Consider the following 13360-nt stretch of genomic DNA (forward strand, 5'->3'; position numbering starts at 1 on the left):
TTTTTATGCCCAAAAATAAGGAAGAGGGATGATGAATTATGGCAGTTATACAACGACCGTTAATATTAGACGTGGAGGATAAACCGAAGCTGTTTACGGGATTGTTTTTAAGTTTACAGCACGTGTTCGCAATGTTCGGGGCAACGATACTCGTCCCTGTACTGCTTAACATGCCCGTCTCCGTTGCACTTTTAGCAAGTGGGGTCGGTACGATCATTTATCAGATAGCAACAAGAGCGAAAGTCCCGGTCTATCTCGGGTCGTCATTTGCCTATATCGCCGCGATGCAGATAGCGATCGAACAAATGGGCGGGGACATCAGCGCCGCGCAGACGGGCGTCATCATGGTCGGGCTGCTTTATATCATTATCGCGGGGATCATACGATTCACTGGAACGGCTTGGGTGGATACCATTTTGCCTCCGATCGTCATTGGACCAATGATCATGGTGATCGGGTTGGGCTTGGCCAGTAATGCTGTACAAAGTGCCGGCTTCGTTATGAATTCCGACTGGCGAACGATTCTAGTTGCCGTTTCGACCTTTTTAATTACAGCGTTCGTTAATACCTCAGCCAAAGGATTTATGAAAATCATTCCTTTCTTAACAGGCATAGTCGGAGGGTACATCCTGTCGATGCTTCTGGGGATCGTCGATTTCACCGTGGTAGCACAAGCACAGTGGTTCGCTTTGCCGGAATTGTATCTCCCGTTTGAAACGGACACCTTTAACAATTATTCGTTTTACTTCGGACCAGAAGCCTGGGCGATCCTGCCGATCGTGTTAGTCACTGTGGCTGAACATGTTGGCGATCACACGGTTTTAGGGAAAATTTGTGACAGAGAATTTTTAAAAGAACCCGGTCTGAAACGCACCTTGATCGGTGATGGCGCAGCAACTGCCGTATCAGCCTTTTTCGGAGGACCTGCCAATACAACCTACGGAGAAAATACAGGCGTCATAGGTATGACACGCGTAGCCTCCGTTTCAGTCATAAGAAATGCTGCCTTCATTGCCATCACCTTAAGTTTTATGGGTAAGTTCACGGCACTCATATCAACCATCCCAGGGGCAGTGCTTGGCGGGATGTCTATCCTGTTATACGGGGTCATCGCGAGTAATGGACTAAAAGTCATGATCGAAGATAAAGTAGACTTCAATCAGTCCAGAAACCTGGTTATTGCCAGTTCAATGCTGGTAATCGGCTTGGGCGGCGCGGTGTTTGACATCGCAGGTTTTATAACCTTGTCAGGAACGGCTCTCAGTGCCATCGTAGGTATCGTCCTGAATCAGTTGTTGCCGAAACAAGAAACGGAAGAAGATTAAGTCCAAAGCATATAGAAGAAATGAAACGAGTATCCGTTGTGATAAAGCTTTTAGCATAGTATACTGGAAGAGAAAAGTTCTAACGGAAAGAGGCTCTATACAATGACGGATCATTATTTCACATCTCGGCCGAATGCAAAAGAGAATGAAAAGAATTTTGAAGTGAATTTAAAAGGCAATAAATTGAAGTTATATACAGATTCAGGCGTTTTCTCCAAAGATCGCGTCGATTTTGGGTCACAAGTGTTGATCGAGACCATCGACCCAGCTGTTTTTCCAAATGAAAAAGTACTGGACATGGGGTGTGGGTATGGACCGATAGGCTTGTCGCTGGCTAAAGCCTATCCGGGATTGACCGTTCAGATGGTGGATGTCAATGAACGAGCAATCAGTCTGGCCAAAAAGAGTGCTGCAGAAAACGGGATCGAAAATGTTGAGATTTACCTTTCTTCCATATATGAACAGGTTAAAGAGCAGACATTTGGTGCCGTGATTTCTAACCCGCCGATAAGAGCAGGCAAAAAAGTCGTGCATCAAATCATCTCGGATGCCTATCACCACTTGGCTGAACGAGGTGTCCTTATCATTGTGATTCAAAAAAAACAGGGTGCGCCTAGCGCTGAACAGAAAATGCATGATGTGTTTGGCAACGTGGAACGCATCGGTCTGGATAAAGGCTACTGGGTCTTACAATCATTTAAATAAGAATTCTGACGGAAAGAATAACCTTTGGCTCTGACAAGCAAAGGTTATTCTTTTTTTGCAGCCGTATTAACAGCGAATTCGACCTTGACTTACCAACCTCTTTACTATAGACTTAGTAGACGCTAAACAAAGTATGAAAATGAAACACGTGCGAAATATTGTCCGTACGCGATTTTTGAAGCTAAACAAAAGAATGTGTGATGATTGCGACTGTATCTTTCACTAATCTTTTGTATTTTTTTTGGTCTAAAATAGGGTGGAACCCTAATTTTTAAACGGATGGTAATATTTGTAACGCAATTGTAATGTTCATTTTACTGGAAATGTTCCGTTTCAGAACCAATGGCTTTTGAATATGACGACTAGTGATTAATAACGAGGGGTGAAGATGTTGGCAGGCCAAGATGTGAAATACGGCAAGCACCGTACACGTAGAAGTTATTCACGAATAAGTGAAGTATTAGAACTTCCAAACTTAATTGAAATTCAAACTAATTCATATAATTGGTTCCTAGAAGAAGGACTTAAGGATATGTTTAAAGATATCTCTCCTGTTGAAGACTTTTCTGGGAATCTAGCGTTAGATTTTACGGACTATAAATTCCAGGAACCAAAATATACTACAGACGAAGCAAGACAGCACGATGCAAATTATTCGGCACCTTTATATGTAAAGTTACGTTTAATGGTCAAAGATACAGGAGAAGTAAAAGAGCAGGAAGTGTTCTTTGGCGACTTCCCACTGATGACTGAAGAAGGAACGTTTATTATCAACGGTTCTGAACGTGTTATCGTTTCGCAACTTGTTCGTTCACCGGGTGTGTACTATCATCCGAAACTTGAAAAGAACGGTATGGAAGGGTTCGGTTCGACCGTCATACCTAACCGAGGCGCTTGGTTAGAATATGAAACAGATTCTAAAGGACTATCCAATGTACGGATTGACCGTACGCGTAAGATCCCGCTAAGTGTACTTGTTCGTGCACTAGGTTTCGGATCAGATGATGAGATCCTGGATATCTTTGGCGAAAACGAAAGCTTATCCGCGACTCTGGAAAAAGATATTCATAAAAACATGTCAGACTCTCGCGTAGAAGAGGCATTGAAAGATCTGTATGAGCGTCTGCGTCCGGGAGAACCCAAAACAGCGGACTCTTCACGCAGCTTACTAACCACACGTTTCTTTGATCCTAAGCGTTATGACTTGGCACGTGTCGGTCGTTATAAAATGAATAAAAAAATGGACTTGAAAATCCGTTTGATGGGACTTACTTTAGCAGAAGCTGTTGTAGATAGTGAAACAGGCGAATTACTGGCTAAAGAAGGAACCGTCATTACACGTGAACTCATGAATGACTTAGGTCCGCGTATCGATAACGGATTGAATCATGTCACACTCCATCCTTCAGCTGACGGTGTTGTGCCAGAACCGATCGAACTTCAAATGTTCAAGGTCTATTCTCCTAGTGATAATGTCCGTGTCGTTCACATCATTGGAAATGCTTATCCGGATAAAGAAACCAAATATATTATTCCGGCCGATATGATTGCGTCAATGAACTACTTCTTCAATCTACAAGAAGGTATTGGCGGAACAGATGACATTGACCACTTAGGAAACAGACGTATCCGTTCAGTTGGAGAGTTATTACAAAACCAGTTCCGTATTGGTCTATCTCGTATGGAACGTGTTGTACGCGAGCGTATGTCTATACAAGACACGTCAACGACGACACCGCAACAATTAGTAAACATCCGTCCGGTCGTTGCGTCGATCAAAGAATTCTTTGGTTCGTCTCAACTGTCTCAGTTTATGGATCAAACGAACCCACTAGGTGAGTTGACCCACAAACGACGTCTATCTGCTTTGGGACCCGGCGGATTAACACGTGACCGTGCGGGTTATGAAGTACGAGACGTCCATTATTCCCACTATGGCCGTATGTGTCCGATCGAAACGCCTGAGGGACCAAACATCGGGTTGATCAACAGTCTTTCAACCTATGCAAAAATAAATGAATTTGGCTTCATCGAAACACCTTACCGTAGAGTAGATAAGAAGACGGGTCGAGTGACTGACCAAATCGATTATTTAACTGCAGATGTAGAGGACCTATATGTGGTAGCCCAAGCGAATGCACCTTTAAATGAAGACGGGTCATTTGTTAATGATTTAGTATTAGCGCGTACAAAAGATAACAATGAAGAGATAGAAATAGCTAAAGTAGACTACATGGATGTCTCACCTAAACAGGTTGTTTCTGTAGCGACGGCAAGTATTCCGTTCTTGGAAAACGATGACTCCAACCGTGCTTTAATGGGTGCAAACATGCAGCGTCAAGCGGTTCCTTTGATTCAACCAGAAGGACCACTCGTAGGAACAGGGATCGAATACACGGCGGCACGAGATTCGGGTGCGGCAGTGATTGCTAAAAATTCAGGTAACGTAGAGTACGTGGATGCAAGAGAGATCCGTGTCAGACGTGAAGATGGTGCTTTAGATAAATATCAATTAGCTAAATTTAAACGATCAAATGCAGGAACTTCGTACAATCAACGTGCTATAGCACGCCATGGCGATGTTGTTGATAAAGGGGATATCTTAGCAGATGGGCCTTCTATGGAAAATGGCGAAATGGCTATTGGACGTAACCCGCTGATCGCCTTTACAACATTCGATGGGTACAACTTTGAAGATGCGATAATCATGAGTGAACGTTTAGTCAAAGATGATGTATATACTTCGATCCATATAGAAGAACATGAATCAGAAGCGAGAGATACAAAATTAGGACCCGAGGAAATTACTCGTGAACTACCTAATGTGGGTGACGATGCGCTTAAGAACTTAGATGATCGCGGCATCATCCGTATCGGTGCAGAAGTACACGACGGTGACATCCTGGTCGGTAAAGTAACACCTAAAGGAGTATCAGAACTTTCTGCAGAAGAAAAATTACTGCATGCTATTTTCGGTGAAAAAGCACGTGAAGTAAGAGATACGTCTCTTCGTGTTTCACACGGTAGTGGCGGTATTGTTCATGACGTTAAGATCTTTACACGTGAATCCGGGGACGAATTATCTCCTGGTGTGAACTATCTCGTGCGTGTATTCATCGTTCAAAAACGTAAAATCAACGTTGGAGACAAGCTTGCTGGACGTCATGGTAATAAAGGTGTTGTATCTTTGATTTTACCAGAGGAAGATATGCCGTTTATGCCAGATGGCACACCGGTCGACATCATGTTGAACCCGCTTGGCGTGCCTTCACGTATGAATATCGGACAAGTTCTTGAACTTCATATGGGCATGGCTGCACGTAAATTAGGTATTCATATTGCCTCGCCAGTATTTGATGGTGCATCAGAGGAAGATGTCTGGGAAACCATTAAAGAAGCAGGCATGGATGATGACGCTAAAACAGTGCTGATCGATGGCCGTACAGGCGAACCGTTTGATAACAGAATATCTGTCGGAGTCATGTACTATATCAAGTTGGCACACATGGTCGACGATAAACTGCATGCACGTTCTACTGGACCATATTCACTTGTTACGCAACAACCACTTGGTGGTAAAGCGCAATTTGGTGGACAACGTTTTGGTGAGATGGAAGTTTGGGCTCTTGAAGCATATGGAGCAGCTTATACCTTGCAAGAAATCCTGACATATAAATCAGATGACGTTGTTGGTCGTGTGAAAACATACGAAGCCATCGTCAAAGGGGAAACTATTCCTAAACCAGGTGTTCCAGAATCTTTCCGTGTGCTTGTCAAAGAGCTTCAATCATTGGGACTGGACCTGAAAGTCTTAGACATAAATAAAGAGGCAATCAATTTAGAAGATTCTGATGAAGATGATGATTTTGGAAACATTGACTCTTTAGAAAAAATGAAAAAAGAACAAGATGAAAAACGTGCAGAAGAAGCTAAGAAAAAAGCTGAAGAAGAAAACGCACGTGCCGAACTAGAACAAGAACAAGAGTGAAAATAAGGTAGCGTAAACGAGAGCGCGGTTGAATGATCGGCTCTCGATGAGTTACATGAAAATCAGTAATAGAAACGTGAAGCAATAGGGCAGCTTCATAATCTACAAAAGGGAGGTAGCCCCTTTGATCGATGTAAATAAATTTGAAAGTATCCAGATTGGATTGGCTTCACCAGACAAGATCCGTAGTTGGTCTTATGGAGAAGTTAAAAAACCAGAAACAATTAATTATCGAACATTGAAACCAGAAAGAGATGGCTTATTCTGTGAAAGAATATTTGGACCATCAAAAGATTACGAATGTGCCTGCGGTAAGTACAAACGTGTTCATTATAAAGGCATCGTTTGTGACCGTTGTGGGGTCGAAGTAACAAAGTCTAAAGTCCGAAGAGAACGTATGGGACATTTGGAATTAGCGGCACCCGTCACGCATATCTGGTACTTTAAAGGGATCCCAAGTCGTATGGGTCTGATTTTAGACATGTCACCACGCGCGCTGGAAGAAATCATTTATTTTGCTTCATATGTTGTCATCGATCCAGGTGATACACCACTCGAGAGAAAACAATTAATGACAGAAAGAGAATACCGTGAGCGTCGTGCACAATATGGGAAATCTTTCCAGGCAGATATTGGTGCCGAAGCCATTAAATCATTATTAAATAATGTAGATCTAATAGAAGAAGCCAAAGAGTTGAAAGAATTGCTTCAAACAGCTTCCGGTCAAAAACGCACACGTGCGATTCGTCGTTTAGATATCCTGGAAGCATTTAGAAATTCAGGGAACGATCCGTCATGGATGGTCATGGACGTTGTACCAATCATCCCGCCTGAAATCAGACCAATGGTTCAACTTGAAGGTGGACGTTTTGCGACAAGTGACTTGAACGATCTTTATCGTCGAGTCATCAACCGTAACAACCGTTTGAAACGTTTATTAGATTTAAGTGCACCTCATATTATTGTTCAAAACGAAAAACGTATGCTGCAGGAAGCTGTCGATGCATTAGTTGATAATGGTCGTCGTGGGCGTGCAGTAACTGGACCAGGTAACCGTCCGCTTAAATCGTTGTCTCATATGTTGAAAGGGAAACAAGGACGTTTCCGTCAAAACTTACTGGGTAAACGTGTAGACTATTCCGGCCGATCCGTTATCGTTGTTGGACCAACCTTGAAAATGTATCAGTGTGGCCTGCCGAAAGAAATGGCCATCGAATTATTCAAGCCTTTCGTTATGCGTGAGTTAGTTGTAAGAGAGATCGCAAATAACATTAAAAATGCCAAGCGCAAAGTAGAGCGTATGGACGATGATGTCTGGGCAGTTTTACAGGATGTTATTCGTGAACACCCCGTTCTTCTGAACCGCGCACCTACCTTGCACCGATTAGGCATTCAAGCTTTTGAACCTATTCTTGTAGAAGGTAAAGCGATCCGTCTGCACCCGTTAGTCTGTGAAGCCTATAACGCCGATTTCGATGGCGACCAAATGGCTGTTCACGTTCCTTTAAGTGATGAAGCGCAGGCAGAAGCGCGTATTCTGATGCTTGGTGCTCAGAACATCTTGAACCCTAAAGACGGCAAGCCCGTTGTAACACCTTCACAGGACATGGTTTTAGGAAACTATTACCTGACTATGGAAGTGGACGGGAAAATCGGAGAAGGAATGGTATTGTCAAGTGTTGCTGAAGCTGTTCAAGCTTATCAAACCGGCTATGTTCACTTGCATACACGTGTGGCGGTACATGCGTCATCATTACCTGACAAACCATTTACCGATGAACAAAAAGAGCAATTCTTGATTACAACAGTCGGGAAATTGATTTTCAACGAAATCATGCCCAAGGAATTCGCTTATTTAAATGAACCAACGATGGAAAACCTTGAGGTAAAAACACCTGATAAATATTTTGTCCCTTATGGTACAGATATCAGAAAACATATCAGCGAAATGCCTCTTGTCGAACCGTTTAAAAAGAAAAATTTAAGTAATATCATTGCTGAAGTATTTAAAAAGTTCCAAGTAACTGAAACGTCTAAAATGCTTGATAAGATGAAAAATTTAGGCTATAAATATTCGACGAAATCTGGTATCACAGTCGGTATCTCTGATATTTCTCACCTGGAAGAAAAGGAAGAAATCTTAGAGAAGGCGCATAAGCAAGTAGAACGCATCAATGCGTCACATCGCCGTGGTTTGATTACGGAAGAAGAACGTTACACTTCGATCATTGAAGTATGGACGAAAACAAAAGATACGATTCAAGCACACTTGATGACCACTTTGGATAATCACAACAATATCTTCATGATGAGTGATTCCGGAGCGCGTGGTAATATCTCTAACTTTACACAGTTAGCAGGCATGCGTGGATTGATGGCTGCTCCAAGTGGACGAATCATGGAACTGCCGATCACATCGAACTTCCGAGAAGGCTTATCCGTTTTGGAAATGTTTATCTCGACTCACGGAGCTCGTAAAGGTATGACTGATACAGCGCTTAAAACGGCTGACTCAGGTTATCTTACCCGTCGTTTGGTTGACGTGGCACAAGACGTTATTATCCGTAACGAAGATTGTGGTACGAAACGTGGTTTAGTTGTTGAAGCGATTCGTGACGGCAATGAGATCATTGAACCACTAGAAGAACGTATCAGCGGAAGACATGCACGTAAAACAGTACTACATCCTAAAACGGGTGAAGTTATGGTTTCTGAGAATGACTTGATCACTGAAGGATTGTCCAGAGCGATCGTTGAAGCAGGTATTGAACAAGTAACCATTCGTTCAGCATTTACTTGTAACGCTAAACACGGTGTATGTAAAAAATGTTATGGACGTAACCTGGCAACGGGACGCACAGTAGAAGTTGGAGAAGCAGTCGGAACCATCGCTGCCCAGTCTATCGGCGAACCAGGCACACAGTTGACCATGCGTACGTTCCATACCGGGGGAGTTGCCGGTGATGATATCACTCAGGGTCTTCCTCGTGTTCAAGAGATATTTGAAGCAAGACATCCTAAAGGACAAGCCGTCATTACGGAAGTAACGGGCGAAATTATCTCAATCGATGAAAAACAGGGTGAGAGAACGAAAGAGATCACGGTTAAAGGAGCAACAGATACACGAACGTATACCGTGCCAAGTAATGCACGTATGCGTATCAAAGAAGGAAGCTTCATTGAGCGTGGCGATGCCTTTAACGAAGGTTCGATCGATCCCAAACAACTGCTCGCAGTTAGTGATGTTCTTAAATTACAAAACTACTTGCTTAAAGAAGTTCAATACGCTTACCGTAGTCAAGGGGTAGAAATCGGCGATAAACATATCGAAGTAATGGTTCGCCAGATGCTGCAAAAAGTTCGTGTTCTCGATCCGGGGAATACAAACATCTTGCCAGGTAGCTTGATCGATATAGACGACTTTAAACAAGCAAACAAAGAGACGTTATTATCAGGCGGACTTCCTGCCACAGCACGTTCAGTATTATTAGGTATCACTAAAGCATCACTTGAAACAAACAGTTTCTTATCTGCCGCATCCTTCCAGGAAACAACACGTATCCTGACAGATGCTGCGATCAGAGGGAAAAACGATCCACTCATTGGCTTGAAAGAAAATGTTATTATAGGTAAATCTATTCCGGCTGGAACAGGTATGAAAGTCTATAACGATATGAAGCCTAAAGAAGTGGGCGTCGTCAGCGAAAACGTTTATAGTATCAATGACGAAAAAACGCAAACAGAAAATACAAAAAAATAAAACGTAATTAGGAGATAGAGCAGTCAGCGCTGCTCTGTCACTCCTTTTTTTGAAATAATAATAGAAGCTATTGACACTCTGATTTACACGTGATATTATGTTATATGTGCTTTTGTGTAGAGATTCCTGCTCTAGATTCGTCTAGCTCGTAAGAGTTAACAGCCGTTCTGACTGGGGCGCAAGAGCAACATATAACCATATATTATGGTAGTGTTTATGAAAGTTAATTGAACCGCATATGATGCGATTATTCTTTTTTGCTTTTAAATGAACCGCCTGGTAGTGTGGGTCTAGAAACAAAAATTGAAAGTCAGTACTAATGAAGGGAGGAAACATGAAATGCCTACAATGAATCAATTGATCCGTAAACCTCGTAAAGCAAAAGCAAAAAAATCCGAAGCACCAGCTATGAATAGAGGGTATAACACCCAAAAACGTAAACAAACAATGGTATATTCTCCACAAAAACGTGGTGTTTGTACACGTGTTGGAACAATGACTCCTAAAAAACCTAACTCAGCGTTACGTAAATATGCACGTGTTCGTTTATCTAACATGATGGAAGTTACTGCATATATCCCGGGTGAAGGACACAACTTACAAGAACACAGCGTGGTACTTATCCGTGGAGGTAAAGTAAAAGACCTACCGGGTGTACGTTATCACGTCATTCGTGGTGCTCTTGACACTGCTGGAGTATCCGACCGTAAACAAAGCCGTTCTAAATACGGTACAAAACGAGCAAAATAATAATAGTGAAGCACAGTTGATCATTAAGCTGACATTCACTGGTACAAAAATTAATTAAAAATTATAAAAATATAATCTCTCGAAAGGAGGAATTTGAATGCCTCGTAAAGGTCCTGTTGCAAAACGTGATGTATTGCCAGATCCAATGTACAATAGTAAATTGGTATCTCGTTTAATCAACCGCTTGATGGTTGATGGTAAACGTGGGAAAGCATCCACGATTTTGTATGAAGCATTTGATCAAATTAAAGAAACAACCGGTAATGATCCAATTGAAGTGTATGAACAAGCACTAAAAAATATCATGCCCGTATTAGAAGTTAAAGCACGTCGTGTAGGAGGTTCTAACTACCAAGTGCCCGTAGAAGTACGTCCAGATCGTCGTACAACTTTAGCATTACGTTGGTTAGTTAACTATGCACGTCTCCGTGGTGAAAAAACGATGGTCGAGCGCTTAGCTAAAGAAATCATGGATGCAGCAAACAACACTGGTGCTGCTGTCCGTAAGCGTGAAGAAATCCACCGTATGGCAGAAGCGAACAAAGCGTTTGCTCACTACCGTTGGTAAGATAATCATTTCTGGATTTCTATTTGATAGAAATCCAGTTAAAGATTATTATTCTGACACTATTTCCGGCTTCATTAAGCATGAAGCAAATTTTATTTAAGAGAGGTGTAATGATTAGTGGCCAATAGAAAATTTCCTCTACAACAAACACGTAATATTGGAATCATGGCGCATATCGATGCTGGTAAAACAACAACGACTGAGCGTATCCTTTATTACACTGGCCGAATCCACAAAATTGGTGAAACTCACGAAGGTGCGTCACAAATGGACTGGATGGCACAAGAGCAAGAACGTGGTATTACAATCACATCGGCTGCTACAACAGCTCAATGGCATAACCACCGTGTAAACATTATCGATACTCCGGGACACGTAGACTTCACAGTTGAAGTTGAACGTTCACTCCGTGTATTAGATGGAGCGGTAGCTGTACTAGATGCACAGTCTGGTGTTGAACCACAAACAGAAACAGTATGGCGTCAAGCAACAACTTATGGCGTACCCCGTATTGTTTTCGTAAACAAAATGGATAAAATCGGTGCGAACTTCTTGTATTCAAACGAAACACTGCATGATCGTTTACAAGCCAATGCTCATCCGATCCAATTACCAATTGGTGCTGAAGATGATTTCAAAGGTATTATCGACTTAGTTGAAATGAAAGCTTTCATGTATTCAAACGATTTGGGAACTGAAATTGAAGAAATTGAAATTCCTGAAGATCACAAAGAATTAGCTGATGAATGGCACACTAAATTAATTGAAGGCGTTGCTGAAATGGACGAAGAGTTCATGATGCGATATCTTGAAGGAGAAGAAATCTCTGTTAAACAATTAAAAGAAGGAATCCGAAAAGCAACGTTGACGGTAGAATTTTACCCTGTACTTGTCGGTTCTGCTTTTAAAAACAAAGGTGTTCAATTACTTCTTGATGCAGTCGTCGATTACTTGCCATCACCATTAGATGTTCGTGCCATTGTTGGGCATAAACAAAGAGATCCAGAAGCTGAAGTTAAAATTCAAGCGGGCGATGATCAACCATTCGCTGCTTTAGCCTTTAAAGTTATGACAGACCCTTATGTCGGTCGTTTAACTTTCTTCCGTGTTTACTCAGGTAAATTGGAATCAGGTTCATATATCTTGAATGCAACTAAAGATTCTCGTGAACGTGTTGGACGTATTTTACAAATGCACGCGAACTCTCGTCAAGAGATTCCAGAAGTATTTTCTGGTGACATCGCTGCTGCAGTTGGATTAAAAGATACTTCAACTGGTGATACTTTATGTGATTTAGAACATCCAGTTATTTTAGAATCTATGGTATTCCCTGAGCCCGTTATTCAAGTGGCTATCGAACCTAAATCTAAAGCTGACCAGGATAAAATGGGAATGGCTCTCCAAAAACTAGCTGAAGAAGATCCTACTTTCCGTGCTGAAACAGATCAGGAAACAGGTGAAGTAATCATCGCTGGTATGGGTGAGTTACACTTAGACATTATCGTTGACCGCATGAAACGTGAATTCAAAGTAGAAGCTAACGTGGGTGCACCACAAGTTTCTTACCGTGAAACATTCACTAAACAAGTTGAGTCCGAAGGTAAATTCGTTCGTCAATCTGGTGGTAAAGGTCAATACGGTCACGTATGGATCGAATTCACTCCAGGTGAAGAAGGTTCAGGCTTTGAATTTGAAGATGCTGTTGTTGGTGGGGTTGTTCCTCGTGAATATATCCCAGCAGTTAAAGCTGGTTTAGAAGCGTCACTTGCCAATGGTGTCTTAGCGGGCTATCCATTAGTTGACTTTAAAGCTAAGCTTTATGACGGTTCTTACCACGATGTCGACTCAAATGAGACTGCATTTAAAGTAGCTGCGTCATTAGCACTTAAAAATGCTGCTAAAAAGGCTGGCGCTGTTATCCTTGAACCTGTCATGGCTGTTGAAGTTACAGTTCCAGAAGATTACATGGGTGACATCATGGGTCATATCTCAGCACGTCGAGGAAACATCGAAGGTTCCACTCAACGTGGAAACGCCGTAATCGTTAAAGGATTCATTCCTTTATCTGAAATGTTTGGTTATGCAACCTCATTACGTTCTGCAACACAAGGTCGTGGAACATTCACAATGCGATTTGACCACTATGCACAAGTGCCTAAGAGTATTGCTGAAGAAATTATCAAGAAAAATGGTGGAGAAGCTTAATTCAGGGTCAAACCTGAAGCTACACTCAAACACCCCTTATGGGATAAAGAATTTGAGTG

General features: G+C 42.1%; 7 protein-coding genes. All 7 read left to right on the forward strand.

Annotation, left to right across the window (positions count from 1 at the left end; genetic code table 11):
• Positions 1-38: 38 nt before the first annotated feature.
• Positions 39-1325, forward strand: a complete 1287-nt coding sequence (locus tag R6U02_RS02735; RefSeq protein ID WP_410262105.1) for a uracil-xanthine permease family protein — start codon at positions 39-41, stop codon at positions 1323-1325.
• Between the two features lie 102 nt (positions 1326-1427).
• Positions 1428-2030, forward strand: coding sequence for a class I SAM-dependent methyltransferase (locus R6U02_RS02740; protein ID WP_410262106.1), 603 nt, complete (start codon positions 1428-1430; stop codon positions 2028-2030).
• 382 nt (positions 2031-2412) lie between these two features.
• Positions 2413-6018: a DNA-directed RNA polymerase subunit beta gene (gene rpoB / locus R6U02_RS02745; protein WP_410262107.1), complete on the forward strand. Its 3606-nt coding sequence runs from the start codon at positions 2413-2415 to the stop codon at positions 6016-6018.
• A gap of 124 nt (positions 6019-6142) precedes the next feature.
• On the forward strand, positions 6143-9778 hold the full coding sequence (gene rpoC / locus R6U02_RS02750) for a DNA-directed RNA polymerase subunit beta' (protein WP_410262108.1): 3636 nt from the start codon (positions 6143-6145) through the stop codon (positions 9776-9778).
• 339 nt (positions 9779-10117) lie between these two features.
• A complete protein-coding gene (gene rpsL / locus R6U02_RS02755; protein WP_410262150.1) occupies positions 10118-10528 on the forward strand; it encodes a 30S ribosomal protein S12 in 411 nt (136 codons plus the stop codon).
• Between the two features lie 97 nt (positions 10529-10625).
• On the forward strand, positions 10626-11096 hold the full coding sequence (gene rpsG, locus R6U02_RS02760) for a 30S ribosomal protein S7 (protein WP_410262109.1): 471 nt from the start codon (positions 10626-10628) through the stop codon (positions 11094-11096).
• A 117-nt stretch (positions 11097-11213) separates the two neighbouring features.
• On the forward strand, positions 11214-13301 hold the full coding sequence (gene fusA, locus R6U02_RS02765; protein ID WP_410262110.1) for an elongation factor G: 2088 nt from the start codon (positions 11214-11216) through the stop codon (positions 13299-13301).
• Positions 13302-13360 lie beyond the last annotated feature (59 nt).

The sequence above is a fragment of the Alkalibacterium sp. genome (assembly GCF_046484155.1).
Taxonomy (GTDB): Bacteria; Bacillota; Bacilli; order Lactobacillales; family Carnobacteriaceae_A; genus Alkalibacterium.

Coding starts and splice junctions, on each gene's coding strand:
- R6U02_RS02735 (WP_410262105.1), top strand. CDS start 39: ATGGCAGTTATACAACGACCGTTAATATTAGACGTGGAGGATAAACCG.
- R6U02_RS02740 (WP_410262106.1), top strand. CDS start 1,428: ATGACGGATCATTATTTCACATCTCGGCCGAATGCAAAAGAGAATGAA.
- rpsL (WP_410262150.1), top strand. CDS start 10,118: ATGCCTACAATGAATCAATTGATCCGTAAACCTCGTAAAGCAAAAGCA.
- rpsG (WP_410262109.1), top strand. CDS start 10,626: ATGCCTCGTAAAGGTCCTGTTGCAAAACGTGATGTATTGCCAGATCCA.